Source organism: Thermohalobaculum sp. (genome assembly GCF_058622915.1).
In genome coordinates this window covers 1-25,991 of record NZ_JBZSYN010000030.1, presented here as the reverse complement: position 1 = coordinate 25,991, position 25,991 = coordinate 1, and the positions used below count along the sequence as shown (strand labels likewise).

Here is a 25,991-nt window from a genome sequence, read left to right as displayed (position 1 = left end):
TCAGCAGCGGCATCGGCGGCGTGCGCTCGGGCGCGGTCCCGGTCGCCGGCGCGGTCCCGGTCTCGGGCACGGGCACGGGCGCGGGCGCGGGCGCGGGCACGGGCGCGGGCACGGGCACGGGCGCAGACGCGAAGCCGGCGAAGGCGGCGAAGGCGGCGAAGGCCGCCGGAGTTGCAAAGCCGGCGCCCCCCCCCCGCCGATGACGCCGCGCCGCGCTCCGGCAAGGCGGGCGGGGCATGACCGAGAAGCACATCGAGGACAGCGCGGCGCCGCTGATCGATCACCTGATCGAGCTGCGCACGCGGCTGATCTGGTCGATGGCCGCCTTCGTGGTGGCGATGATGGCCTGCTTCGCGGTGTCCGAGCCGATCTTCAACTTCCTGGCCGAGCCGATCAAGCAGGCGATGATCCGCAAGGGCCACGACCCCGAGCTGATCTTCACCGGCGCGCACAAGGTGTTCTTCACCTATGTGCAGGTCTCGATGTTCGGCGGCTTCTTCATCTCGTTTCCGATCATCGCCAACCAGTTCTGGCGCTTCGTTGCGCCGGGGCTCTACAAGTCCGAGCAGAAGGCGCTGTTGCCCTTCCTGATCGCGACCCCGGTGCTGTTCGTGGTCGGCGCGGCGTTTGCCTATTACGCCGCGCTGCCGCTGGCCTTCGACTTCTTCCTCAGCTTCGAGAAGGTGCCGCCGCCCGGGGCCAACCCGGACGCGCTGAAGATCCTGTTCCTCGGCACGGTGGACGAGTATCTCGGCCTGACGATGAAGTTCATCCTGGCCTTCGGCATCGCCTTCCAGCTGCCGGTGGTGCTGACGCTGATGGCCAAGGCCGACCTGATCGGCTCGGACTGGCTGATCAAGAACCGCAAATACGCCATCGTCGTGCTGATGATTCTCGCCGCGGTGGTGACGCCGCCGGACGTGTTCTCGATGATGCTGATGTTCACCGTGGTCTACGGGCTCTACGAGATCTCGGTGCAGCTGGTGAAGGTCGTCGAGCGCCGGCGCGCGGAACGGATGCGCGCCGAGGGCTACGAGCCCTACGAGGACAGGGACGACGAGGACGGCGATTGACGCCCGAAGGGGACGACCGGCGGGCGACCCGAGGGGCCACCCGGGGGACGACGGGGGGCGGACCGAGGAGCGCAGGCGACATGGCTGAGGGCAAGAGCCGGGCGTTGAGGGCGATTGGCGGGGCGGGCGCGGAGACCGCGCGCGACGCCGAGGCCCTGGACCGCATCGCCGCGGCGCTGGAGCGCATCAGCCCGCCGCCGCCGCCCGCACCCGACTTCGCCGGGGCCGAGGCCTTCCTGTGGGCGGTGGACCCCGACCGGCTGATCCCGGTGCAGAAGGTCAACCGGGTGGAGATGACGCTTCTGGTCGGGATCGACCGGGCGCGCGACACGCTGGTGGAGAACACGCGGCGCTTTGCCCGCGGGCTGCCAGCGAACAACGCGCTTCTGTGGGGCGCGCGCGGCATGGGCAAGTCCTCGCTGGTCAAGGCGGCTCATGCGCAGGCCAATGCCGAGACCGGCACGCTGGTGCTGATCGAGATCCACCGCGAGGACATCCCCTCGATCGGGCGGCTCCTCGACATGGTGCGCGGGGCGGGGCGGCACTTTCTGGTGTTCTGCGACGACCTCTCGTTCGACAAGGACGACTCGCACTACAAGGCGCTCAAGTCGGTGCTCGACGGCGGCATCGCCGGGCGGCCCGAGAACGTGCTGTTCTACGCCACCTCGAACCGGCGCCACCTGATGCCGCGCGACATGATCGAGAACGAGCGCTCGACCGCGATCAACCCCTCCGAATCGACCGAGGAGAAGGTCTCGCTCAGCGACCGCTTCGGGCTGTGGCTGGGCTTCCACCCCTGCGACCAGGACGAGTACCTGGCGATGGTGCGCGGCTATTGCGCCCATTTCGGCATCGGCATCGACGATGCGCGACTGCGCGCCGAGGCGATCGAGTGGCGCCAGACGCGGGGCGCCATGTCGGGGCGCGTGGCCTGGCAGTTCGTGCTCGACCTCGCCGGGCGCGAGGGAGTGCGGATCGAGCTTTGAGCGGCGCGGCTCAGCGCAGCAGGCGCCGCGCCAGCCAAAGCGAGACCAGGCCCACCGCCATCAAGAGGGCGGAGAAGGCCCAGAACGACCAGTGCGCCTGAGAGAACGGGATGCCCGCGAGGTTCACGCCCAACAGCCCGGTCAGGAAGGTCACCGGCAGGAACAGCACGGCGACCAGCGACAGCGTCAGCATGATGTCGTTGGTGCGCTCGGTGGCAACCAGGCTGATCTCCTCGGCCACCAGCTGCGCCCGCTGCTTGAGCGAATCGAGATCGGCGGTCATGCGGCGGAAGGCCTCCGTTTCCTCGCGCAGCGAGCCCGGATCGGTCAGCCAACCGGGCGCGGCGCGCAAGAGCGCGTCGAGCGCCACGGTCTGCGGCGAGATATAGCGATGCAAGAGGATCAGATCCTGCCTGAGCGCGGCCAGGTCGGAGCGCTCGCTGCGCGGCAGGCGCCGGGTCGGAATGGCGATGGACGCCTCGATCTCCGAGATCCGGTCCTCAAGCTTGTCCAGCACTGGCTCGGCCGCGGCGCGCAGCCAGTCGACCAGCAGGACGACGAACTCGCCGGGGCTCTCCGGCGCTTCGCCGCGATTGAACCCGGCGATCATCTCGTCGGTCTGCGCCAGCCGGCGGACCTCGGTCGAGACGATCCGGTCCGGAGAGACCCATAGGCGCAGTGAGACCATGTCCTCGGGCTCGGCCCCGGGCTTGAGATTGACGCCCCTAAGAATCAAGAGCGTGCCGCCCTGGACCTGGGTCGCGCGGGGGATGGTGTCCTCCTCGAGCAGGGCCCAGGCGAGCGGCTCGGGGATCTCGGGGTCCTCGAGCAGCGCCGTCTCGGCCTCGGGCGAGCGCAGCATGTGCGTCCAGCGCCAACCCGTGGAGGTTATGCCGTCGAAGATGATGTGCCCGCCCATCGCCGCCCCCTATGGCGGGCTTGCCTTCCGCCCGCGTTCGCCGGAAGGTGGACAAAAGCTGGCCCGCAGGCAAGCGGGATCGGAAAACGAGCAGGGACGAGGACGAGATGACCCAGTCGGCCACCCCCCCGTCCGGCGTCGACGAGACGGCGATCCGGTGCCGCGATCTCGCGGCCATGATCGCATTCTATCGCGACATCGTCGGGCTGGAGGCGGTCGAGGGCAACGAGAGCCGCATCGCCCTGCGCGCCGGCGAGGGATTCGCCGATCCTGCCCGTCGGGTCGTTCTGTTCAGCGCCGAGGACGCCGACGACGAGGCGCGGGCACCCGGCGCCCAGCGCGTCACGCTGACCGTGACGGACGCCGCGGCCCTGGGCCGTGCCGAGATCTGGCTGCGCGCCCACGGGCTGGCGCCGAGCACCACCGAGCAGGGCTGGAGCGGCTGGAAATGCCTGACGGTGGGCGACCCGGAGGGCAATACGGTCGAGCTCGCCGCGCCGGTGCGCCAGCGCAGCATGCCCGGGGCGACGGGGGCGCGGCAAGGGTGAGCCACCGCGCGCCGGACGGCCCCGCGGGGGCCGCCTGATGGGCGCGGTCCGGCGCTTGCCCGGCTGGCGCCACTGGGCGACGGCACTCGTGCTTCTGTCGGCCGCGGAGGCGACGCTCTACGCCATGGGGCGCACGCCGATCTGCACCTGCGGCACGGTCAAGTTGTGGGAAGGCGACATCCATTCGGCGGAGAACTCGCAGCAGCTCACCGACTGGTACTCGCCGAGCCATGTGCTGCACGGGCTCCTGTTCTACATGGGGCTCGGCTGGCTCGTTCCGCGCTGGAGCCTGGGCCGCCGGCTGGTCGCCGCAACGCTGATCGAGGCCGGCTGGGAGGTGATCGAGAACACGGACGCGATGATCGAGCGCTATCGCGAGGCGACGATCGCGCTCGGCTATTACGGTGACAGCATCGTCAATTCCTCGATGGACATCGTGATGATGTGGGCGGGCTTCGTGATTGCGGCCCGAGCGCCGGCGTGGGCCTCGGTGGCGCTGTTTGTCGTCGCCGAGATCGTGGTCGGCCTGGCGATCCGCGACGGGCTGGTGCTGAACGTGGTCATGCTGGTGTGGCCGATCGAGGCGATCCGCCACTGGCAGCAAGGCGGCTGAGAAGCGTCGGGCGAGCCCGCGATGCGGTTGGGCGGCGGGCGCCGATCGTGGTATCCTGTAGCCTGTTTGGATTCGGGTGCAGATCGCTACCTTTTTAGGTCCGGCGCTGCTGCAGCCGGGATATTTGAATGCGCCCTTCCTGCGACGACCGGGTAGGCGCTGAGTGAATTGGATGCTTTGCGAGGCAAGCAACATGTCCGGATCTGCGTGCACTGACGAATTTGGCGAGTTCGTGCATCACTTCAGCTGGCTTCCCCCGGAGGACCAACGGTTTCTCAAGCGCCTGATGGTCGAGCTCGCGCGGCGGGCCGAGGCCGACGACGCGATGCCTGCAGGCGACAGGATCGTGCAGGTCACGCGCGAGATCGCGCCCGATCGCGTCCGGTGGGTCGCCGATCGCCTGGGCTGCTGACAGGGGGCGGCGCCCGCCTTTGGGCGGCGCAGCCCGCTGCTGGTCCGGGCCGGGGCATCAGCGAGGAAGACGAGGGCGGACGACTCCGGCGCCTTGACGAGCGTCGCGGCGCCCTGCGGATTTCGATACGCCAAGCACATGCCGGCCCGGCGCTCAAAGCAGGGCGAGAATCCCAAAGACGATTGCGGCCCAGAGCACGAGGCCCAGGAGCGGTGCGATGACAAGCGCCAGCCTGGGGCGGCCCGAATCTGGCTTGAGGGCGGTCAGATGCCCGCGCACGGCCGCCCATAGCCGGCCTGTGTCCTGATGCATCATCGTGCATCAATCTAGCAGCCGACCGCGGAATTTCAAAACCCGCCGGGCCCTTCCGGGCCGGCGGTGATGCCCGCCCGGCGCGCCGTGCCCCGGCGAAACAGCCTTTCGGGCAAACGGCCCGTCAACTTGCCCGTGGTGCGCCCGCCGATGCGCCGGCCCGGACGCGGAAGTATTAGAATACACGATGCGGCATTAAGTCACCTAACTCTTTGGCAGCCTGCCATATTTCCGTCCTATAAAACCCGCATTCGCGCCGTAAGTTTTAATGCTCCACGAGTAGCGTAGCGAGGGTGTAGAATATGCCTAAGTCAGTCGATGTGTATGTAGGCCAGAAGTTGCGCCAAGGGCGCTGGATGAGTGGCGTGACCCAGCAGCAGCTTGCAGACCGGGTCGGAGTCAGGTTCCAGCAAATCCAGAAATACGAGACCGGAGCGAACCGGATCAGCGCCAGCCGCCTGTGGGACATAGCGGCGGTGCTGGGCGTGCCGGTGTCGTATTTCTTCGAGGGGCTCACCGGCCAGGCGCCGGACACGGGCGACGCGCGCGGCGATATCCTGACCGACAAGGAATCCCTGGACCTCGTGCGGACCTATTATGCGATCCCACAGGCGCAGCGCCGGCGCCTGTTCGATCTGGCGCGCGTTCTCAGCGTGGGGCGCGCGGAGCGGGTAGGCACCGCCGCCTGAGGCGGCGCCAGTCGAGCGCGATGGCCGCGGCGAGGCGCGGGCGGGGGCCTGTCAGACCGGCGGGGTCCTGGGCGCCGCCGCCGCACCGTCTTGCCCGGCGGTGCGGTCGAGTTGGCCGAAATAGCGCCAGTAAAGCACCAGATAGAGGCCCTGCAGCCCTGCCGCGATGAGGAAGGGCGCGACGAACTGGCCGGCGTGGATCAGGTATCCGCCGAGAATCGGTCCCGCCGCGCGCGGGATCTGCAGCGACAGGTTCTGGATGCTGGCGCCGAGCCCGCGGCGCTCGGCCCGGGTGAGATCGGCCGCCACGGCCTGGCGGACACCGGCCGTGCCCCGGTTGCAGCCTGACCGGATGGCGTAGAGCGCCACCGCGACGCCGAAGGTCGGTGCGAACGGGGTCGCGAGCAAGAGCACGATGCCGGCCGAGCGCATGTAGAGCACCGAGCGCACGGCGCCGATGCGCGCGCTGAGCCTGCCGTTGAGCACCGAGCCGACCGCGCCGAGGAAGAAAGTCGCCGCCATCGCCGGCCCGACCATCGCCGGGCCCTGCGCGAAGCGACGCGCGAACCAGTAGGCGATCAGGGGGCCGATGATGCCGATGGCCAGCCCGTTGATCGCGTTCGTGGTCGCCAGGCGACGCAGCTGGCGGTTCTCCAAGCGGGTGACGGAGATGGTCGTGTCGGCGCTTTGCGGGACCGGCACAGGCGATGGCGGCGTCTCGGCTTCGCGGGTGAGACCGATCAGGACGATGGCGCAAAGAGAGGCGGCGAGCGGGATCGCGAACAGCAGGCGGTAGCTCTCGAGATCGGAGAAGCTGTGGCCCAGGAGGGCCGGCAAGGCCACCAGCGCCGAGCCGACCCCCATTCCGACGAAGCCCAGCGAGGCGTTGAGCGAGAGGGCGCGGCGCCGGCCGGCGCCGTCCAGCTCGCGGGCGAACCAGGCCTGCTCCACCGGCGCAAAGGGACCTGCCGCCCCGTTAGCGCCGCGACCGAACCCGGCGATGGTCGCGGCGGCGATCAGGACCGCCCTGTCCTCAGAGATCATCGCTGCCAGCGCGGCGAGGGCGGCGGCCAGCTCGTAGCCCAGCAGCAGGCCGCGCCGGCTGTGCCGGTCGCTCATCGGGCCGACAACCGCTGTCAGCAGGGCGCCGAAGCTGAGCCCGGCCATGAGCACGGTGCCGATCGCCGGGCCGGTATAGCCCAGCGCGTGCAGGTAGAGGCTGAAGCTGGCCACCGTGACGCCCTGGCCGAGGCTGCGTGCCGCACGCGTGGCCAGCAGCAGGCGGACATTGCGAGGAAGATCGAAGGCGCCCATGCCCCTATCTATTGTCGGCGGCGTTCGCGGGGAAGCGGTGTTGCGGAGGCGCGGCGCGCTGCCCAGGGGAAGCGCGCCGGCGCTGCGCGGATTTCGCGTTCGATTGATCCCCGACCGTGCCGCCGATCGCTCAGCGGCCGTTCGAGACGCGCCGGGGCACGCGACAGACGGTGCGCCGCGCCGTTGCGCGATGCGAGGTCGAGATGGGACGGGTGCCGGTCCGGCGGACGCTGGGGAGGACAGCCCGGTCAGCCCTCGCGGAACACGTTGAGCGGCTGCACGCGGGCGCCGGACTGCTCGGTCTCATCGTCCGGCCCGGAGGTCAGGAAGAGATTGGGCCCGTCTTCGCGAAACCTGGACAGTCGGTCCGCCATGGCGAGGAATTCCTCCACCTCTGCGAGCTCGGCTTTCAGCCGGTCGCGGTACTTGCGGGCGGCCATCCGGAGATCGGGGTTTGCGTCAGACATCTGCAACCTCACTTCTGAACTCGACACCCAAGCAGCGCAGTCACCCCTCGTCCTTCATTATAACCCGTCACGGGCCGAAAACTTTCTCACAAGCAAAGCTGCGCAGCAATTGTCTTCGGGAGGCTTTCGATGGCATGGGTGCAACGGGCCCTTCCCGGCCAGACCGACGAATGACGAGACGCAAAACCATGGCCCCGGCGCCAGCCCGGCGCGGAGAGGCTCGCAGGGACGGAGGCGCAGGTCGAACCATGATTTTCTCGGTTCTGATGCTGGGGTTCCTCATGGGAATGCGCCATGCACTCGAGGCCGACCACGTGGCAGCCGTCTCCAGCCTGGTCAGCCGGCACTCGGGGGTGCGCGCGATGTCACGGCACGGCATCGCCTGGGGGCTCGGGCACACCACGACGCTGGCGCTGGTGGCGGGAACCGCCATCGTGCTCAACCTCACGGTGGGCCGGTCGCTGGGCGCCGCGCTGGAATTCATGGTGGGGCTGATGCTCGTGCTGCTCGGCGGGAACGTTCTGTGGCTGCTGTGGACCGACCGGGTGCATGTCCACGCGCATCGCCACGATGGCCGCGGGCTGCACCTGCACGTGCACAGCCACCGCGGCGACACCGCGCCGCACGACGACCCGCGGGCGCATCGCCACGCCCATGTGCACGGCCTGCTGTGGCGGCCGTTCGTGGTCGGCCTGATGCATGGCATGGCCGGCTCGGGCGCGCTGGTCGTGCTGACGGCGACGACGCTCGACCGGCCGATCTGGGGGGTGCTCTACATCCTGTGCTTCGGCGTGGGCTCGATTGCGGGCATGGCCGCGTTCAGCGCGGTGATCGCCGTGCCTCTGAGCATGACGGCGGGCGCGCTCGTTCGCGTCAACAGGGCGCTCAGGCTGGTGATCGGCCTCGGCACGGTCGCCATCGGGCTCTATACGCTGAGCACGTCGGGGGCCGCGCTGTTCCTCGCCTGACCAGGCTTGGGGACACCGTCACGTCGAGGGCGTCGGGAGCGAGCGCGCCGCCGTGCAAAACGCATGGAGGTGGGGCCGATCTGCACGTTTGCGGGGCCCAAACCGAGCCTGCGCCTGGGCGCGGATTAGCCGACGATCCGGTCAAGAGCGGTCATTTCAAACTGACGCGCTACCTATTCAAGCTCGATTTCCTATACGGGCATTCGGTGCTAGGAGGAGGGCTCGGCCTGTAAATTTGCGCCCGGTTTGTGCAATCTGGGGCCAGGGAGGAACGATGGCCGCATCGATCGAAATGCCGGCCTCTGCCGAGGCGGCTTCTCGGAACAGCCCGGGTCGGGCTGACGCCCGCCAGGTCGTGCGGCTCGAAAACGTCATCAAGATGTTCGGCAGCGTCGTGGCGGTGGACGACATTTCGCTGACCATCCAGAGCGGCGAGTTCTTCAGCCTGCTCGGCTCGTCGGGCAGCGGCAAGACCACGACGCTTTCCATGATCGGCGGCTTCGAGGAGCCGTCGTCGGGGGCCATCTACCTCGACGGCGTCGATGTCAGCCGCCTGCCGTCCTATCGGCGCGACGTGAACACGGTGTTCCAGTCCTATGCGCTTTTCCCCCATCTCGACGTGTTCGAGAACGTCGCCTTCGGCCTGCGCCGGAAGCGCGTCGCCCACAGCGAGATCGAATCGCGCGTGCGCGGGATGCTCGAGCTGGTCGACCTGCCGGGCTTCGAGAAGCGCAAGCCGGCGCAGCTGTCGGGCGGTCAGCAGCAGCGCGTGGCGCTGGCCCGCGCGCTGGTCAACCGGCCGAAGCTGCTGCTTCTCGACGAACCGCTGGGTGCGCTCGATCTCAAGCTGCGCAAGCAGATGCAGATCGAGCTCAAGCGCATCCAGTCGGAGGTCGGCATCACGTTTCTCTATGTCACCCACGACCAGGAAGAGGCGATCGTGATGTCGGACCGGCTGGCGGTGATGTCGCACGGCCGCATCGAGCAGGTGGGGCCGCCGGCCGAGGTCTACGACTGCCCGGCCACCGAGTTCGTCGCCGGCTTCCTCGGCGCCTCCAACCTGATGTCGGGCGAGGTGGCGGGGCGCAGCGGCGCCTTCGCCTCGGTGCGGCTGGACGACGGCAGGCAGCTGCGCGTCGGCGTCGAGCGCGTGGGCGAGCGCGGGCCCAAGGTCCGCATCGGCGTGCGGCCCGAGAAGCTTCTGGTCCTGCCCGAAAGCGAGCCCGTCGGCGAGGACTGGAACAGCCTGGAGGGCGTCGTCGAGCTGAGCGTCTACACCGGGATCGGACACCAGTACACGATCCGCGATGCCAAGGGGCGCGATTTCAGCGCCTATGTGCAGAACCGCGACATGGGCAGCACGCCGAAACGGGGCGAGCCCGTTCGCATCGCCTGGCGGCCCGAACATACCTTCGTCGTGACACCATCCACCACAAAGGGAAAAAAGGAGTGGACCCATGAGTGATGAGAACAAGTCGAAGCCTTCGCAGCCTATGCTCGACCCCGCCCTCTTCCGCGGGCTGACCCAGGCGCGGATGTCGCGCCGCGGCGTGCTCGGCGCGGGCATGCTGGGCCTGGGCGCGCTGGCCATGCCGCGGCTCGTGCGCGCCGCAGGCGACGCCAAGCCGAGGGCGCTCGACCCCAAATGGGAGGCCTGGTGGAAGGCCCAGAAGCCGACCAAGAAACTGGTCTTCGCCAACTGGCCCTATTACATCGACACCGACGACAAGACCGGCAAGCACGCCTCGATCGATCTGTTCACCAAGAAGACGGGGATCCACGTCAAGTATCTGGAAGTGATTCAGGACAACGCGTCCTACTATGCCAAGATCGCGCCCGTGCTGAAGGCCGGCCAGTCGACCGGCAACGACATCATCGTCATCACCAACAGCTGGCAGCTGACCGAGCTGATCATGCAGGACTTCCTGGTCCCGCTGTGGCAGGAGAAACTGCCCAACTTCTTCAAGAACGCCAGTCCCAGCGTGATCAGCCCGGCCTATGACCCGGGCAACAAGTACACCCTGACCTGGCAGTCCGGCCTGACCGGCATCGCCTACAATCCCAAGCTTACGGGCCGCGAGATCACGTCGTTCGACGACCTGTGGGATCCGAAGTTCGCCGGCCATGTCGGCATGATGAGCGACCTGACCGAGCTGGGCAGCGCCGCGCTGCTGAAGCTCGGTATCAAGCCCGTCAGCTCGACTCCGGCCGACTGGAAGAAGGCCGCCGCCATCCTGGAGGAGCAGAAGAAGAAGGGCATCGTGCGCCAGTACTACGACCAGAGCTACATCAAGGCGCTGGAGAACGGCGACACCTGGATCAGCCAGGCCTGGTCGGGCGACATCTTCCAGGCCAATGCCAAGGGCTTCAAGGACCTGAAGTTCGTCGTGCCTGAGCAGGGCGCGATGATCTGGCACGACAACATGATGATCCCCAAGGGCGCGAAGAACGGGCTGAGCGCGCTGGAGTGGATGAACTACTACTACACGCCCGAGGCGGCCGGCATGATCGAGGACTATGACAACTACATCTGCCCGGTGCCCTCGGCCAAGCAGTACATCCTCAAGGAGCTGAACGACCCCGACGTGGCGAACAGCCCGCTCGTGTTCCCCACCGATGCGATGTACGCCAAGGCGCACGACTTCTACGTGTTCAAGAGCTACGACGACTACCAGGCCTGGACCAACACATTCAGCCCGATCGTCCAGGGGTGAGCGCATCGCATCGCGCGCGGTGGCTGGGCAGGGGGGCGGCAACGCCCTACCTGCTCAGCCTGCCGAGCTGGATCTATCTGTCGGTCTTCTTCGTGGTGCCGCTGGCCGCGATGCTGTCGATGTCGCTGGCCACCGGCAACCCGCTGGTCGGCTATGTGTTCAACTGGCATTTCGCCGAGTTCGCCAAGGCCTTCGACCAGTACTGGGTGCAGCTCGTGCGCTCGTTCTGGTACGGCGCGCTGTCCACCTTTCTGACCCTGGTCCTGACCTATCCGGTGGCCTACTGGATCGCCTTCCACGGCGGGCGCCACAAGGGCACCGTCCTGTTTCTGATCCTGTTGCCCTTCTTCGTCAGCTTCGTCATCCGCACGCTCGCCTGGCAGTTCCTGCTGGCCGATGAGGGGCTGATCCTCGGCACGTTGAAGTCCTGGGGGCTGCTGCCCAAGACCACCTATCTCTTGTCGACGCCCGCGGCGGTGATCGGCGGCCTGGTCTATAACAGCGTGGCCTATTACGTGCTGCCGCTCTACGTGGCGCTGGAGAAGATCGACCGCAGGGTGGTGCGCGCGGCGGGCGATCTCTACGCCTCGCCGGCCTCGACCTTCTGGCGCGTGGTGCTGCCGCTGTCGGCGCCGGGCATCTTCGCCGGCTTCCTTCTCGTCTTCGTCACCAATGTTGGCGACTTCGTCAACGCCGCCGTGCTGGGAGGGCCCGGCACGCGCATGGTCGGCAACATCATCCAGTACAATTTCTTCGACGCCCAGAACTATCCGATGGCGGCGACGCTGTCGTCGATCCTGATGTTCCTGCTGATTGTGGCGATCTACCTGTACGCGCGGGTGTTCGGCACCGAGTCCATCCAGGAATACGCCGCATGAACGCCCCGGCCAAACCGGTCCGCCAGGGCGGGCTGATGCGTCGCGCGGGCCTCGCGCGCCTGGTTCTGGCGGCCTACACCGGCATTTTCCTGATCTACACCCTGGTGCCGATCGCGGTGATGATCGCCTTCAGCTTCAACGAGACGCCGAGCGGCCGGGTCTCGCTGATGTGGCTCGGCTTCACCACCAGATGGTATGCCAACGCCTTCGCGATCGCGGACCTGACGATGGCGCTGTGGCATTCGCTGGAGGTCGCCTTCGTGGCCATGATCGTCTCGGTGGTGCTGGCCACGCCCCTGGCGCTGGCGCTGGCGCGCTATCGCTACCGGGCCAAGGGGGTAACCGATGTGGTCATCTTCGCCGATATCGCCGCGCCGGCGGTGGTGGTTGGGGCCTCGCTGCTGTCGCTGTTCCTCACGCTCAACCTGCCGCGCGGGCTGCTCACGATCTTCATCGCCCATATTGCCTTCGACATCGCCTTCGCGGTGGTGGTGATCCGGGCGCGGGTCACGGTGCTGGACCGGGCGCTCGACCGTGCGGCGGCCGATCTCGGCGCGACGCCTTGGGTGGCGTTCTGGACCGTGACCTTTCCGCTGATCCTGCCCGGAATCGTCGGTGCGGGGCTGCTGGCCTTCGCGCTGTCGATCGACGACCTGATCATCACCAGCTTCGTCGCCGGGCAGACGCTGACCTTCCCGCTGTGGGTCTACGGCGCGGTCAAGACGGGAATTCCGCCCCAGGTCTTCGTGCTGAGCACGCTCATCTTCCTCGGCGGCGCGTTGATAGCCGTGACGAACAGCGTCATTGCCCATCGTAGCCGGGCCTGACCGGGCCCGGGTCCGGCAAAGGGTCGCGGGCGCGCGCAGACCCTCGCCACGCGGCCTGGCCTAGAGCGGCAGCGGATCAAGAGGATGGTGGCAGGTGTAGTGGTGCGCGGGCTCTTCCGTCGAGACGCCGGGGGCCGTGCGGCGGCAATCGTCCTGCGCGTAGAGGCAGCGCGTGTGGAACTCGCAACCGTCGGGGCGGTCCATGAGGCTCGGGACCTCGCCGGAGATCTCCACACGGTTCTTGGCGGCATCGGGATCGGGCTCGGGATTGGCCGACAGCAGCGCCTCGGTATAGGGGTGGCGCGGCCTGAAGAAGACGTCCTCCGTCGGTCCCTGCTCGACGAAGCGGCCCAGATACATGATCGCCATGCGGTCGGTGATGTGGCGCACGACGTTGAGATTGTGCGTGATGACGAGGATGGCCATGCCCAGGCGTGCCTGCAGATCATTGAGGAGATTGAGGATCTCGGCCTGAACCGAGACGTCGAGGCCGGCCGTCGGCTCGTCGGCGATGATCAGCTTGGGATCGAGCGCCAGCGCCCGCGCGACGCCGACGCGCCGCGCCTGCCCACCTGACAGCTGGTGGGGAAAGCGCGCCGCGAAATCCCTGCCAAGACCGACCATCGCCAGAAGCCGGGCCGCTTCCGCATCGAGATGCCTGCCCTTGATGCCGTGAATCCGGAACGGCTCGGTGACCAGCGAGCGCACGGTCAGTCGCGGCGACAGCGAGCCCACCGGGTCCTGCCACATCATCGCCATCTCGCGGCGCAGGCCCATGAAGTCGCGGTCGCGCAGATTGGCGATCTCGCGGCCCTCGAAGCGGATCGAGCCGGCCGCGGCGTCCTTCAGTCCGATGACCGTGCGCGCGATGGTCGACTTGCCCGAGCCGCTTTCGCCGACGAGGCCGAGCGTCTCGCCGGCGTCGAGCTTGAAGGAGACGTCGCAGACTGCCTCGATATGGGGATCGCCGACCCCGCGCAGGAGGGCGCGCAGGCCGCCCATGGTCCTGTAGCGGACGCGCAGGTTGTCGACTTCGAGAAGGGCGCTCATGCCGATGCGCTCCGGTCCAGCAAATGGCAGCGCGCCAGATGGCCCTCGCCGGAAGCCCGATACGCGACCGGATGGTCATGGTCGCAGCGGTCGAACACCTCCGGGCAGCGTCCCTTGAAGATGCAGCCTGGCGGCACGTCGCGCAGGTCGGGCAGATCGCCGGGGATCGTCGGCAGCGTGCGTGTCTTCTGCTTGATGCGTCCGGGGTCGCACTCGAACAGCGCCCGGGTATAGGGATGGGCCGGCTGGTGGAAGATGTCGCGCACGGCGCCCCGCTCGATGACCTCGCCGGCATACATGACCACGACCTCGTCGCAGAGCTCGGCCACCGTGCCCAGATGGTGGGAGACGAAGACGATCGAGCAGCCGAGATCGCGCTGCAGCTCCTTGAGCAGGTTGATGATCTGGACCTCGAGCGTCGCGTCCAGTGCGGTCGTCGGCTCGTCGGCGATCAGGATCTCGGGACGGGTCAGCACCGCCATGGCGATGCACAAGCGCTGACGCATGCCGCCCGAGAAGTGGTGCGGATAGGCCTCGAGCCGCTTTGCCGCGTCGGGAATGCCGACGCGCTCGAGCATGGCAACAGCGCGCTTGCGCTTCTCGCCCGCCGATATGCCGGCGCGGTACTGGATCTCCATCATCTGCCGGCCGATGGTGGTGACCGGATTGAGCGCGGTCATGGGATCCTGGAAGATCATCGAGATGCGCCGGCCGCGCACGGCGCGCATTTCGTCGTGCGGCAGGGTCAGCAGGTCTCTGCCGCGGTAGGTGATTTCGCCCGAGACGATCTCGGCATTGGCGGCCAGAAGCCGCATCAGGGCGTATGCGAGCGTGGACTTGCCGCAGCCGCTCTCCCCCACGACGCCGACGATGCGACCCTGCGGCACATCGAAGTTGACGTTGCGCAACGCGTGGACGCGTCCGCGCGGCGTGCCGAAGTCGAGCGAAAGATCGCGCACGGACAGAAGGGGCGCCTGCTCGCTCGTCAAAGGTCCCTCCGCAGTTTCGGGTCGAAGATGTCGCGCAGCGACTCGCCCAGGAAGGTGAAGCCCAGCGTTACGAGGATGATCGGAACGCTGCCCGCGACCACCGGCCAGGGCGAGTTGCGGATCACGCTGTAGCCGTCGTTGAGGATGGTGCCCCAGGACGGCGTCGGCGGCCGGACGCCCAGGCCCAGAAACGACAGGCCCGCTTCGGTCGCGATGACCAGCGGCACGTCCATGCTGGCGAGGATCAGGAGCGGGCCGATGACATTGGGTAGGATGTGGACGACGAGGATGCGCAGCGCGTCGGCCCCCATGGCGCGCTCGGCCAGGATGAATTCGGAATTGCGCAGCGACTGGGTCTGCGTGCGCACGATGCGGGCGTAGATCGGGACCGCGGAGATGGCGACGACGAGGATGACCGAATTTAGGCTGGGCCCCAGCAGCGTGACCAGCGCCAGGCCGAGCACGATCACCGGGAATGAGCGGATGGCGTCGAACACGAGCAGCAGGGAATTGTCGAGCCAGCGCGGCCCGAACCCGGCGGTCAGCCCCAGCGCCAGCCCGACGGAGAGCGCGGCGGAAAGCGTCGCGAGCGCCACCAGCATGGCGACACGGCTGCCGGCGATGACCCGCGACAGGGTATCGCGGCCGAGCTGGTCGGTGCCCAGCCAATGGTTCCACGACGGGGATGCGAGACGCGGCCCGGTGAAGATCTTGGCCGGGCCGTATGGCACGATCCAGGGCGACAGGATCGCCGTCAGAAGGATGATGACGACGAGAAACAGGCCGAGCAGCCCGAGCGGGTTCCTGGCGAACTGCGCGGCGTACTGGCGCAGGGCGCCCGGCTCGCGGCGTGTCCGCGGGACTGCGGCGTCGCTCGGCGGCGGCGTGCCGATATCGACCGCCATCACAGCTGTTCCCGCACGCGCGGATCGAGCCAGGCATTGACCAGATCCGAGACCAGGGTCGCGGCGACGATGAGGACGGTGGTCACTAGCACGCAGCCCAGCACGATCGGATAGTTGCGCGAGTCGACCGAGCGCACCATCAGCGCGCCGATTCCGGGGCGCGCGAAGATCACCTCGGCAAAGACGGCGGCCGAGACCAGATAGGCGACCCCCGCGCCCAGCAGGGTGACGGTGGGCAGCACTGCGATGCGCAGGGCGTAGGAGACGATGATCCTGCGCTCGGGCAGGCCGAAGGCACGCGCCAGGCGGACGTGGTTCTCGCCCAGGATCTCGAGCATGGACGCGCGCACGATGCGCGCCAGGTAGCCGACCCAGGAGATCCCGATGGCAAAGGCCGGCAGCACCAGGTGATGCGCGCGCGAGGCCAGGCCGTTGCCCACGCCGATGGCGGGGAACCAGTGCAGCGAGACCGCGAAGACCAGAAGCGCATAGAGCGCCATGACGAAGGAGGGGATCGAGATGGTGCCGACCGAGAGCACGCCGCTGACCTTGTCGAGCAGCGAATTGCGCCGGATCGCCGAATAGCAGCCCAGCGGAATGCCGAGCGCCGCCGACCACAGGATCGAGGCGGTGATCAGAATGAGCGTGTAGGGCAGCTGTTCGAAGACGATGGTCGACACCGGCCTTTCGGTAAAGACATCAACGCCCATGTCGCCGTGCAGGAGGTTCGAGAAGAACACCCACATCTGCACCACGAACGGCTTGTCGAGCCCCATAGCTGCGCGGGTCTTGGCGATCAGTTCCGGGGTGGCCCGGGGGCCCAGCACCATGACGGCCGGGTCCCCCGGAACCAGGTGGATCATGAGATTGAGGAGTGTGACAGCGATGATGACGACGAGGATCGACAGAAGCAGTCGCCGCAATGCATAGGTCCACACTGACTCTCACCCACCCTTTTTTGCCCTGAGTGGCCCCGCGCTCAGGCCGGGACGAAGTAGCGGTAGAGCGGACGCGCGTCGGGCCGCAGCGCCGGCTTCATGCTGTCACGATACATGACCGGGCTGCCCTCATGGGTGAGGAAGCGGTAATCGCCGGACTCCTCCATGAGATCCTGCATCTTGCGGTACATCGTGGCCCGCTTCTTCTCGTTCAGCTCGCTGATCGCCTCCTTGTTGAGCTTGTCGAACTCCTTATTGGAGAAGCGTTCCCAATTCCAGATGCCGACCTGAGCGGAGGTGAACCACTCGGTTGCGTAATAGGGGTCGGGCAGCATCGAGAAGCGGTTCACGATGAGCTGGACCTTCTTCCAGCGGTCGCCCTTGCTCTGCATCCCCAGCGTGTTGAACGAGGCCGCGTCCTGGACGTCGACCTCGGTGGGGATGCCGATCTGCTGCAGCTGGGCCTGGACGACCTCGGCGATCGTCTTCCACTTGTTGGTGTTGGTGGTGGCAATGTGCAGCGGCGCCTTCGGCGCGCCGCCGGCCTTCTTGAGGAAGGCCTTGGCCTTGGCCGGATGGCCCTCGGGCGGGATCAGCGAGCGCTTGCGGTGGCCCACCAGCCCCGGCGCGATCAGCCCGGTGGACGGCTGGGCCAGCCCGAAATAGGCCGCTTCCAGAATCTGCGGCACGTTGATCGCCCACTGGATCGCCTTGCGCAGGTTGATGTCCTTGAGCACCGCGTTGTCCTGGTTCATCCCGACCCAGACGTAGTAGAGCGAGGGGTAGAACTCGATCTTGGTATGGGCGGGCGTCTGTGCCTGCAGCTTCTGCAGCGAGGCCAGGCTGACCCCGGTGAAATCGACATTGCCGGCCTCATAGGCGATCTCGGCGGTCTTCTCGTCGTCGATCGGGTGGATCAGGATCTCGTCATAGCCAGGTTCGGGCCCGTGCCAATCGGGGTTCCGGGTCAGCCGGGTGTACTGTCCGGGCTTCCACTCGGCCAGCACATAGGGGCCGGAGAAGGCCGGCGGCTTCATCTTGAAATCGCCCCCGTCGGTGGTGGCGGCCATCACCGCCTTCTTCGACACGATGGTGCCGCAGCCATAGGGCAGGGTGATGTTCCACAACGGCACGAAGGGCTTCTTCAGCACGATCACGCCGCTGTACTTGCCCGTCACCTTGACATGGTCGAGCGGCCCCCAGTCGCCCTTGACGGGGGAATCGTGCTTGATGATGCGCTCGAAGGAGAACTTGACGTCGTCGGCCGTCATCTCGCCGTTGCCGCCGGTGAACATGATGCCCTTCTTGAGCGTGAACTTGATATGCGTCGGGTCGACCTGCTCGACCTTCTCCGCCGCCTGCAGCTCGTGGCCCCATTTGTGGCCCGGCGTGTAGTGGACCAGCTTGGAATAGATGCAGTTCATGACATCGACGTTGTAGGCGTTCTGATAGAAGCCGGGATCGAGCTCGTCGAGATCGGTGTAGGACCGGACGTTCAGCACCTTGCCGGTGCCGGCCCAGACCGCCTCGCTGAGCGGCATCGTTGCCAAGGCGAGACCGCCGGCCGCCGCGCCCTGCAGAAATCCGCGCCGGTCGACGCGGAACATCGTGTTGTTGCCGTTTGATTTGCTCATGTCGACGTCCTCCTGTGCCGGCGTTCGCGATGCCGGCTTTTTGCTTTCGTCCCGATCGAAGAACCGGGATCGGCTGCATTCAACTTCGCTTCATGGGCGTGATCGATTCCCATCGAGTGGCCCGGGATGATTTTTCGTGCATGACCTGGATGAGCTTCACCCGGTGTCCGGGCCAGCCGTCATGCGACTTTCGGACCGGTCTCAGTTGGTCAGCGAATTCGGCGGGCGTCAAGCCGCCGAGGGCCGATCAGGGCCGGCTCTGTTTGTCGTCGGTCCTCGGTTCTTCGATGCCGGCACGGGCATCGTGCATCGACGAGACCTTCGAGGCTGTCCTGGCGCAGTCTGCCGGCAAACGCTTCGATCAAGGCCCAGTCGGGGTGCCTTGGGTGCCGTGCAAAGGGATGCCTGTTCCATCGGTTCCAAGACGGACACGCCCCGCTGCTGGATCGCGTTGTCGTGAACTGGGATTGCTCTCGCCGCCGGCCCGTTTGCTTTCCTCAGGCGCGCCTGCCATACGTATTCCCTGACGTTCTCGACATCGGGAATACGATCATGAGCGGTAAGGACACCGGCAGCGCTCTGCACTTCGAAGCGCCCGGTCCGGGCTCGTGGAAGCTTGACCCGGTACACTTCCCCCGACCCGTCACCCGGTACTGGACCGAAATGCACCCCAACGCCTTCGTGACGGGCGTGCGGGACTTCACCGCCTTCTACGGGATGCTGCTGGACACGCTGGAGCCGAGCTACGTCAACGGTTTTTGCTACATGGCGATGCGGCCGGTGACGGCGGAGATGGTGCCCGAGCGGCTGGCGCGGGCGGAAGAGGTGCTCAAGGGCAAGCTGTGGCGCAAGCAGCTGGAGGAGTGGGACGCCCGCATCAAACCGGCCTCGATCAAGGCGCACCGCGCGCTGCTGACCGTCGATCCGGACGCGCTTTCCGATGCGGAGCTGGCCGAGTATCTCGCCCGCTGCCGCGACCACCACGCGGCGATGGTCTCCCAGCACATGCGCCACACTGCGGCGGCGATCGTGCCGACCGGCGACCTGATGGCCCATGTGGCCGACTGGACCGACGTCTCTCCGGCCGAACTCTTGGAGCTGATGCGCGGGACGGCCCCGGTCTCGGCTGGCGCCTCGGGCGAGCTCCATGCCCTGATCGAGGCGATCCGGGCCGACGAGGGCGCGCGGACGATCCTGGCCTCGGACCGTGCCCCCGGCGACGTGCTGCAGGCGCTGCGCCATCGCGCGGGCGCCACGGGCGCGGCGATGTCGGCCTATCTCGACCTTGTCGGCTATCGCCTGCTCGATGGCTTCGATATCGCCGAGCCCTGCGCCATCGAGCTGCCCGATGCGCTGGTCCGCGCCATCCGCATCGCCGTCGACGGCAAGCGCGAGGCGGCGAGCGACACCGAGGCGCGCATCGCCAAGGTGCGCGCCCGCGTGCCTCAGGCGCATCGCGAGGCGTTCGACGAGCTTCTCGGCGAGGCCCGCCTGACCTACCGCATCCGCGACGAGCGCGGCGTCTTCAGCGACATCTGGGCCTCGGGCATCATGCGCCGCGCGGCGCTCGCCGCCGGCCGCCGGCTCGCCGCAAAGGGCCGCATCGAGAAGCCCGAGCATATCGTCCACGCCGGGCTTGCCGAAATGCAGGGGATGCTAGGGGGCGCCGCCGAGCCGTCTGCGGCGGACCTGGCCCGGCGCGCCGCCTACCGCGAAAAGCATCGCGCCCGCGAAGCGCCGATGACCCTGGGCCCGCCGCCGCCCCCGCCGCCGGATCCCTCGGGCCTGCCGCCCGCCGCGGCCCGGATCATGCGCGCAGCCGATCTCGCCCTCGGCGCGCTGTTCGGCAGCTCCGAGGCGGAGCATGAGATGGACAAGCTGCGCGGCCTCGCCGCCAGCCGGGGCATCTTTGAGGGTCCCGCCCGCCGGGTCTCCGGCCCCGCCGAGTTCGACCTGATCAAGAGCGGCGACGTGCTGGTGACCGAGTCGACCACCGAGGCGTTCAACATTCTCCTGCCGCTGCTTGGCGCCATCGTCACGGACAGTGGCGGGCTGTTGTCGCACTCGGCCATCGTGGCGCGCGAATACGGCATCCCCGGCGTGGTCGGCACCCGCGACGCGACCGCCCGCATCGCCAACGGCGTGCGCGTGCGCGTCGACGGCGACAAGGGCGAGGTGACCGTGTTCGACTGATGAAGATCGTCGCCCTTCAGGACGCGCGCGAGGAGGCGCTTTTCGGCTCCAAGGCCGTGGGGCTGGGCGCGGCCATTCGGAGCGGCCTGCCCGTGCCCGGCGGCGTCGCCCTGTGCGGCGCGACCGTCGAGGCGGCGGCGTCGCAGGACCCGGACGCCCTGGCCCAGGTCCGCAGATGGGTCGAGCCCCTTGGCGGTCCTCTCGCGGTGCGCTCCTCCGCCGCCGACGAGGACGGCGCCGAAGCGAGCTTCGCCGGCCAGCACATGACACTTCTCAACGTGCTCTCGCACGAAGATGTGGGCGCGGCGCTCAGCGAGATCTGGTGGTCCGCCAACTCGGACTCCGCCATCACCTATCGCCAGCGCGTCGGCCTGTTCACCCGGCCGAGCGTCGGCGTGGTGGTGCAGCGGCTGCTCGACCCGGAGGTCGCCGGGGTGATGTTCACCCGCAATCCCGTCGACGGCTCCGACGAGCGCATGGTCGAGGCGAGTTGGGGGCTGGGCGAGGCGGTGGTCGCCGGCATGGTGATCCCCGACCATTTCCGCATGAGCCGCGGCGGCGAGGTGCTCGAGCGCACCCCGGGACTCAAGCGCATCGCCGTCCGCCGCGCTCCCGGCGGCGGCACCGTCGAAGAGGACGTGTCCGCCGATCTGACCGAGGCGCTGTGCCTCGACGATACCAGGCTCGCCGCCCTCGGCCGCCTCGCCGCGCGCTGCGAGGAGGTCTATGGCGCGGGGCGCGATATCGAGTGGGCCTATTCGGACGGAGAGCTCTATCTCCTGCAATGCCGGGCGATTACCAGATGAGCGCCGATCAGACCGCCGCCTTCTCCGCCTCGCTCCACGCGCTCGAACAGGCGGCGCTGTTCTCCGACCTCAGCCCCGAGGAGCTGGGCCAGATTGCGCGTCTGTTCAAGCCGCGCGGCTTCAGGCAGGGCGACGTGGTGGTCAAGGAGGGAACCGGCGGCGCCGCCTTCTTCGTGATCGAGAGCGGCGAGGCCAGGGTGACGATCGACGGCGAGTACCGCGCCACCCTCGGCCCGGGGGATTTCTTCGGCGAGATCGCTTTGATCGACGAGGGCACGCGGATGGCCACCATCACCGCCGCCAGCGACATGAAGTGCTATGGCCTCACACTGTGGGACTTTCGCCCGCTGGTCGAGCGGAACGGCGTGATCGGCTGGAAGCTCTTGCAGCGGATGGCCCAGATGCTGCGGGATTCGCGCAAGAGACAGGCGGCAAGCTGACATCGGCCGGCCCGGCCAACCGTTGCTCTCGCGGGGGGATCCGATAAGACTCGGTACAAGGCATCAGCAGGGGTGCGCATGTTTGACGAGATGACGGGCGAGCAAGACCAGCTTCGCCCGCCCTATGCCGGGATCGCACGGTGGATCGAGCAATCGGGGCTCGATTTCCTGCGCCAGCGCGGCGCTGAGGCCGAGGCGATCTTCCGCCGTATCGGGATCACCTTCGCCGTCTATGGCGAGGGCGGCGACCCCGAGCGGCTGATCCCGTTCGATCTGATTCCGCGCGTTTTCTCGGCTGCCGAGTGGCGCCGCCTCTCGCGCGGAATCGAGCAGCGCGCCCGTGCCCTGAACGCCTTTCTCTACGACGTCTACCACCGGGGCGAGATCCTGCGCGCCGGCATCGTGCCGGCCGACATCATTTACCGCAACCTTGCCTTCCGGCCCGCGATGGTCGGCGTCGAGCCGCCGGGCCGGGTCTATTCCCACATCGTCGGCATCGACATCGTGCGGACGGGGGAGGACTCCTTCCAGGTGCTCGAGGACAACTGCCGCACGCCTTCGGGCGTCTCCTACATGCTCGAGAATCGCGAGATCATGATGCGGATGTTCCCCGAGCTCTTCTCGGGGGGCGGTGTCTCGCCGGTCGATGACTACCCCGACGAGTTGATCGAGACGCTCGAGGAGGTCGCGCCGCCCGCCTGCAAGGACGCGCCGAACGTGGTGCTGCTGACGCCGGGCGTGTTCAACTCGGCCTATTACGAGCATTCCTTCCTTGCCGACATGATGGGGATCGAGCTGGTCGAGCCGCAGGACCTCTTCGTCGCGGACAACCTGGTGTGGATGCGCACGACGCGCGGGCCGCAGCGGGTCGATGTCATCTACAAGCGCATCGACGACGATTTCATCGACCCGCTGGCCTTCCGGCCCGACAGCGTCCTCGGCGTCCCCGGCCTGTTCAACGTCTACCGCGCGGGCGGCGTCACGCTGTGCTCGGCGCCGGGAGCGGGGGTCGCCGATGACAAGGCGGTCTATACCTATGTCCCCGAGATCATCCGCTTCTATCTCGGCGAGGCGCCGATCCTCGACAACGTGCCCACCTGGCGCTGCGCCGAGGAGGAGGCGTGCAAGTACGTCCTGGGCCACCTCGACGAGCTGGTGGTCAAGGAGGTCCACGGCTCGGGCGGCTACGGCATGCTGATCGGCCCGAAAGCGACGGCCGAGGAGCGCACCGCCTTCGCCAAGCGAATTCGCGAGAACCCGGGCGGCTTCATCGCCCAGCCCACCCTCGATCTGTCCACCGCGCCCACGCTCGCCCCGCGCGGCCTCGGCGGGCGGCACGTGGACTTTCGCCCCTTCTGCCTCGTGGGCAAGCGCATCCGGCTGGTCCCCGGCGGGCTGACGCGGGTGGCGCTGCGCGAGCACTCGCTGGTGGTCAATTCCAGCCAGGGCGGCGGCGTCAAGGACACCTGGGTGCTGGAGGACTGACCGATGCTCAGCCGCAGCGCCGAGAACCTGTACTGGATGTCGCGCTACATGGAGCGCGCCGGCGCGACCGCGCGGATCATCGAGATGGGTCAGCGCATGGCCATGCTGCCGCGCGCCTACAGCCAGGAGGAGTGGCGCTCGGTCGTCCTCGCCGCCGGCGCTGCCGAACTGTTCGAGCCCGATGCCGTGATCGACGAGAAGGCGGCGATCCAGACGCTGATGCTCGATCGGGACAATCCCTCCTCGATCTGCTCCTGCCTCGAGCGGGCGCGGGCCAACGGCCGGGCGGTGCGCACGGCGCTGACCCGCGACGTGTGGGAGGCGCTGAACGAGGGCTGGCGCACGCTCGCGGGGACCGACACCGCCACCGTCCAGCGCGACCTGCCCGGGCTGCTCGACTGGGTCAAGCAGCGCACCGCGCTGTTCCGCGGCGCCGCGACCAGCTCGATGCTGCGCGACGACCGTTTCGACTTCCTCGTCGTGGGCGCGCATGTGGAGCGCGCGGACACCACGCTTCGGCTCCTCGACGTGAAGTACTACGTTCTTTTGCCGGAAACCGACGTGGTCGGCGGCGGACGCGATCACTACCAGTGGACCAGCGTTCTGCACGCGACTTCGGGGCTGCGCGCCTTCCACCACGCCTACCGCGGCGACTACACGCCCTGGAAGATCGCCGACTTCCTGATCCTGAACCGTGCCTTTCCCCGCTCGGTCGCCTTTTGCTACGAGCAGCTCGCGGCGCATCTCGACCGCCTTGCGCGCGGCTACGGGCAGCGCCACGCCTGCCACCGCACGGCCTCGGAGACGCTGGCGCGCCTCGACGACCTGGAAATGGGCGAGGTGTTCCACGGCGGGCTGCACGAGTTCATTCAGGAGACGCTCGCGACCAACCGCCGCCTCTCCGACGAGATCTACCAGGCCTATTATTTCTGAGCCCCGACCATGCGCCTCACCGTCCGCCACCGCACCGAGCATCGCTACGACCCGCCCGCAGGGCGCGTCGCGCTCCGGCTCAAGCTCTTCCCCGCACCGACGCAGGCGCAGGCGCCGCTCGACTGGCGCGTGACCGTCAATGGCGAAGCGGTCTCGCCCGCGCTCACCAACGGCTTTGGTGACGGCGAGGCTCTGTGGTTCTCGGGCCGAGCCGCGGATCACGCCGAGGTCATCGCCGAAGGCACGGTCGAGGCCACCGACACCGCCGGCGTGATTGGCCGCTTCGGCGCCGCACCCCCGGGCGTCTTCCTGCGCCAGACCCCGCTGACGCGGGTCACCGCGGAGATACGCGCCCTCGCCGAGGGTGCCCAGGGCGAAGAGCCGCTCGCCCGGATGCACGCCCTCTCGGCCGCCGTGCACGAGGCGGTGGTCTATCGCCCGGGCGTGACGCAGAGCGACACGAGCGCCGCGCAGGCGCTGGCCCTCGGCGCCGGGGTGTGCCAGGACAAGACGCACCTGTTCATCGCCGCGGCCCGTGCCGCGCGTGTCCCGGCCCGCTACGTCGTCGGCTACCTGCTCGACGAGGCCGCACCGCTGCAGGAGACGCATGCCTGGGCCGAAGTGCATCTCGACGGCTTGGGTTGGGTCGGCTTCGATCCCACCAACCAGGTCTGCCCGACCGACCACTATGTCCGCCTGTGCTCCGGGCTCGACGCCGATGACGCGGCGCCGATCCGCGGCTCGATCCAGGGGGCTTCCGCGGACGACTTGACAGTGGCCGTGGAGGTCGCGCAAGGGCAGGCGCAGGGACAGTCGCGGCAGCAGCAGTCGCAGCAGCAGTCCCGGCAATAGCGCGGAGTCCTCGCGATGACCTACTGCATGGGACTGAAGGTGAGCGCCGGCCTGGTGATGCTCGCCGACACGCGCACCAATGCCGGCGTCGACAACGTCTTGCGCTTTCGCAAGATGTTCACCTGGGAGGTGCCGGGCGAGCGGGCGATCTGCCTGATGACCGCGGGCAACCTCTCGCTCACGCAGGAAGTCATCACCCGCGTCGAGGACGCTATCGAGGCGGCGGAGAACGGCGAGGAGGTCCCGACCATCCTCAACGCCGAATCGATGTTCCGCGTCGCCGAGATCGTCGGCGGCCACATGCGCGACACCCTCGCCACCCACCGTGAGGCGCTGATCGAGCAGGGCGCGGGGACGGATGCCAGCGTGATCGTCACCGGCCAGCGCGCCGGCGGGGAGCTTCGGCTGTTTCTCGTCTACGCGGCGGGCAATTTCATCGAGGCGACCGACGACACGCCCTATTTCCAGATCGGCGAGCACAAGTACGGCAAGCCGATCCTCGACCGCGTCATCACGCCCCAGACACCGTTGGCCGCCGCAATGAAGGCGGCCTTCGTCTCCATGGACTCGACGCTGCGCTCGAACCTCTCGGTTGGAATGCCCCTGGACTTCGCCGTGATCCGCACCGGCGAGTGCCGCTTCGCCCTGCGCCGCCGCATCGAGGCCGACGACGCCGAGTTCAACCGCATCAGCCGCTCCTGGTCCGAAGCCCTGCGCGACGCATTTTCGGCCATCCCCGACCTGGACGAGGCTTGAGGCCTCGGGTTTGGCCGCTCGCCTGCGCCCGGGCAATCGACGCAGGAGACCCAGCAGGCATGGAGCGGAGATTTGCCGGACTGCGTGGTGGCGCTCGCAGTCGAGAGCGAACCGTGCTCAGAGTCGTGGTCTACATGCGCCGGTGGCGGCCGCGAGCGGCGGCCAACGAGGCGCCGCTTTCGGACGAGGAGAAACGCCGCCTCCAGGCGCTGCTGAAGGAGGGCTGAGCCGCGTCTCGGCGCGACGTCACGGCTCCCGGGCTCGAAAGGCCGCAGTCAGCCGCGCGTGCG

At 68.0% G+C, this 25,991-nt stretch carries 26 protein-coding genes; 18 read left to right on the top strand and 8 right to left on the bottom strand.

Annotated features, from left to right (window positions below; translation table 11 throughout):
• Window positions 1–236: 236 nt before the first annotated feature.
• A complete protein-coding gene (gene tatC / locus AC32QD_RS02805) occupies window positions 237–1,073 on the top strand; it encodes a twin-arginine translocase subunit TatC (protein ID WP_492008960.1) in 837 nt (278 codons plus the stop codon).
• Between the two features lie 80 nt (window positions 1,074–1,153).
• Entirely contained in the window at window positions 1,154–2,059 is a 906-nt protein-coding gene (locus tag AC32QD_RS02800; protein WP_492008959.1) for an ATP-binding protein, read from the top strand.
• 10 nt (window positions 2,060–2,069) lie between these two features.
• Here the strand turns inward: AC32QD_RS02800 and AC32QD_RS02795 are convergent, their stop codons facing one another.
• Window positions 2,070–2,978 carry a CorA family divalent cation transporter gene (locus AC32QD_RS02795; protein WP_492008958.1) on the bottom strand — a complete coding sequence of 303 codons (909 nt, stop codon included), beginning with the start codon at window positions 2,976–2,978 and terminating at the stop codon, window positions 2,070–2,072.
• Between the two features lie 107 nt (window positions 2,979–3,085).
• Between AC32QD_RS02795 and AC32QD_RS02790 the strand changes: the two genes are divergently transcribed.
• The 4 genes from AC32QD_RS02790 (at window position 3,086) to AC32QD_RS02775 (ending at window position 5,552) form a co-directional block, all read left to right on the top strand.
• Window positions 3,086–3,526: a VOC family protein gene (locus AC32QD_RS02790; RefSeq protein ID WP_492008957.1), complete on the top strand. Its 441-nt coding sequence runs from the start codon at window positions 3,086–3,088 to the stop codon at window positions 3,524–3,526.
• A 37-nt stretch (window positions 3,527–3,563) separates the two neighbouring features.
• The gene (locus AC32QD_RS02785; protein ID WP_492008956.1) at window positions 3,564–4,139 is read left to right on the top strand and encodes a DUF2585 domain-containing protein; all 576 of its coding nucleotides are present in this window, start codon (window positions 3,564–3,566) and stop codon (window positions 4,137–4,139) included.
• A gap of 193 nt (window positions 4,140–4,332) precedes the next feature.
• On the top strand, window positions 4,333–4,551 hold the full coding sequence (locus tag AC32QD_RS02780; RefSeq protein ID WP_492008955.1) for a hypothetical protein: 219 nt from the start codon (window positions 4,333–4,335) through the stop codon (window positions 4,549–4,551).
• Window positions 4,552–5,165: 614 nt separating this feature from the next.
• Window positions 5,166–5,552 (top strand): helix-turn-helix domain-containing protein, encoded by a 387-nt coding sequence (locus AC32QD_RS02775; protein ID WP_492008954.1) that lies wholly within the window; start codon window positions 5,166–5,168, stop codon window positions 5,550–5,552.
• Window positions 5,553–5,603: 51 nt separating this feature from the next.
• Here AC32QD_RS02775 and AC32QD_RS02770 read toward each other — a convergent pair whose 3' ends face one another.
• On the bottom strand, window positions 5,604–6,866 hold the full coding sequence (locus AC32QD_RS02770; protein ID WP_492008953.1) for an MFS transporter: 1,263 nt from the start codon (window positions 6,864–6,866) through the stop codon (window positions 5,604–5,606).
• 248 nt (window positions 6,867–7,114) lie between these two features.
• Window positions 7,115–7,333: a hypothetical protein gene (locus AC32QD_RS02765; RefSeq protein ID WP_492008952.1), complete on the bottom strand. Its 219-nt coding sequence runs from the start codon at window positions 7,331–7,333 to the stop codon at window positions 7,115–7,117.
• A gap of 248 nt (window positions 7,334–7,581) precedes the next feature.
• On the opposite strand from AC32QD_RS02765, the gene AC32QD_RS02760 reads away from it, so the two are divergent.
• From AC32QD_RS02760 to AC32QD_RS02740, 5 genes are all read left to right on the top strand, one after another.
• Window positions 7,582–8,301 carry a sulfite exporter TauE/SafE family protein gene (locus tag AC32QD_RS02760; protein WP_492008951.1) on the top strand — a complete coding sequence of 240 codons (720 nt, stop codon included), beginning with the start codon at window positions 7,582–7,584 and terminating at the stop codon, window positions 8,299–8,301.
• A gap of 274 nt (window positions 8,302–8,575) precedes the next feature.
• Window positions 8,576–9,766 carry an ABC transporter ATP-binding protein gene (locus AC32QD_RS02755; protein WP_492008950.1) on the top strand — a complete coding sequence of 397 codons (1,191 nt, stop codon included), beginning with the start codon at window positions 8,576–8,578 and terminating at the stop codon, window positions 9,764–9,766.
• On the top strand, window positions 9,759–11,015 hold the full coding sequence (locus tag AC32QD_RS02750; RefSeq protein ID WP_492008949.1) for a polyamine ABC transporter substrate-binding protein: 1,257 nt from the start codon (window positions 9,759–9,761) through the stop codon (window positions 11,013–11,015). The genes AC32QD_RS02755 and AC32QD_RS02750 overlap by 8 nt, the downstream gene beginning before the upstream one ends.
• The gene (locus AC32QD_RS02745) at window positions 11,012–11,893 is read left to right on the top strand and encodes an ABC transporter permease (protein ID WP_492008948.1); all 882 of its coding nucleotides are present in this window, start codon (window positions 11,012–11,014) and stop codon (window positions 11,891–11,893) included. The genes AC32QD_RS02750 and AC32QD_RS02745 overlap by 4 nt, the downstream gene beginning before the upstream one ends.
• The gene (locus AC32QD_RS02740) at window positions 11,890–12,720 is read left to right on the top strand and encodes an ABC transporter permease (protein WP_492008947.1); all 831 of its coding nucleotides are present in this window, start codon (window positions 11,890–11,892) and stop codon (window positions 12,718–12,720) included. The genes AC32QD_RS02745 and AC32QD_RS02740 overlap by 4 nt, the downstream gene beginning before the upstream one ends.
• A 60-nt stretch (window positions 12,721–12,780) precedes the next feature.
• On the opposite strand, the gene AC32QD_RS02735 is transcribed toward AC32QD_RS02740, so the two are convergent.
• Genes AC32QD_RS02735 through AC32QD_RS02715 form a run of 5 tightly spaced genes read right to left on the bottom strand, consistent with a single transcriptional unit; the run spans window position 12,781 to window position 18,236 of the window.
• Window positions 12,781–13,770, bottom strand: coding sequence for an ABC transporter ATP-binding protein (locus AC32QD_RS02735; protein ID WP_492008946.1), 990 nt, complete (start codon window positions 13,768–13,770; stop codon window positions 12,781–12,783).
• Complete coding sequence (locus tag AC32QD_RS02730; protein WP_492008945.1) at window positions 13,767–14,759, bottom strand: ABC transporter ATP-binding protein; 993 nt, start codon at window positions 14,757–14,759, stop codon at window positions 13,767–13,769. Before AC32QD_RS02730 ends, AC32QD_RS02735 begins: the two co-directional genes overlap by 4 nt.
• Window positions 14,756–15,664: an ABC transporter permease gene (locus AC32QD_RS02725; RefSeq protein ID WP_492008944.1), complete on the bottom strand. Its 909-nt coding sequence runs from the start codon at window positions 15,662–15,664 to the stop codon at window positions 14,756–14,758. Before AC32QD_RS02725 ends, AC32QD_RS02730 begins: the two co-directional genes overlap by 4 nt.
• Window positions 15,664–16,587 carry an ABC transporter permease gene (locus AC32QD_RS02720; protein WP_492008943.1) on the bottom strand — a complete coding sequence of 308 codons (924 nt, stop codon included), beginning with the start codon at window positions 16,585–16,587 and terminating at the stop codon, window positions 15,664–15,666. The genes AC32QD_RS02725 and AC32QD_RS02720 overlap by 1 nt, the downstream gene beginning before the upstream one ends.
• Window positions 16,588–16,643: 56 nt before the next feature.
• A complete protein-coding gene (locus AC32QD_RS02715) occupies window positions 16,644–18,236 on the bottom strand; it encodes an ABC transporter substrate-binding protein (protein ID WP_492008942.1) in 1,593 nt (530 codons plus the stop codon).
• 552 nt (window positions 18,237–18,788) lie between these two features.
• Here AC32QD_RS02715 and AC32QD_RS02710 point away from each other — a divergent pair.
• From AC32QD_RS02710 to AC32QD_RS02680, 7 genes are all read left to right on the top strand, one after another.
• Window positions 18,789–20,429, top strand: a complete 1,641-nt coding sequence (locus tag AC32QD_RS02710) for a PEP-utilizing enzyme (RefSeq protein WP_492008941.1) — start codon at window positions 18,789–18,791, stop codon at window positions 20,427–20,429.
• The gene (locus AC32QD_RS02705; protein ID WP_492008940.1) at window positions 20,429–21,235 is read left to right on the top strand and encodes a PEP/pyruvate-binding domain-containing protein; all 807 of its coding nucleotides are present in this window, start codon (window positions 20,429–20,431) and stop codon (window positions 21,233–21,235) included. The genes AC32QD_RS02710 and AC32QD_RS02705 overlap by 1 nt, the downstream gene beginning before the upstream one ends.
• Window positions 21,232–21,675 (top strand): cyclic nucleotide-binding domain-containing protein, encoded by a 444-nt coding sequence (locus tag AC32QD_RS02700; RefSeq protein ID WP_492008939.1) that lies wholly within the window; start codon window positions 21,232–21,234, stop codon window positions 21,673–21,675. The genes AC32QD_RS02705 and AC32QD_RS02700 overlap by 4 nt, the downstream gene beginning before the upstream one ends.
• Before the next feature lie 78 nt (window positions 21,676–21,753).
• The gene (locus AC32QD_RS02695; RefSeq protein ID WP_492008938.1) at window positions 21,754–23,160 is read left to right on the top strand and encodes a circularly permuted type 2 ATP-grasp protein; all 1,407 of its coding nucleotides are present in this window, start codon (window positions 21,754–21,756) and stop codon (window positions 23,158–23,160) included.
• Between the two features lie 3 nt (window positions 23,161–23,163).
• The gene (locus AC32QD_RS02690) at window positions 23,164–24,093 is read left to right on the top strand and encodes an alpha-E domain-containing protein (RefSeq protein ID WP_492008937.1); all 930 of its coding nucleotides are present in this window, start codon (window positions 23,164–23,166) and stop codon (window positions 24,091–24,093) included.
• 9 nt (window positions 24,094–24,102) lie between these two features.
• Window positions 24,103–24,945: a transglutaminase family protein gene (locus tag AC32QD_RS02685; RefSeq protein WP_492008936.1), complete on the top strand. Its 843-nt coding sequence runs from the start codon at window positions 24,103–24,105 to the stop codon at window positions 24,943–24,945.
• Between the two features lie 15 nt (window positions 24,946–24,960).
• Entirely contained in the window at window positions 24,961–25,701 is a 741-nt protein-coding gene (locus AC32QD_RS02680) for a proteasome-type protease (RefSeq protein WP_492008935.1), read from the top strand.
• Window positions 25,702–25,991 lie beyond the last annotated feature (290 nt).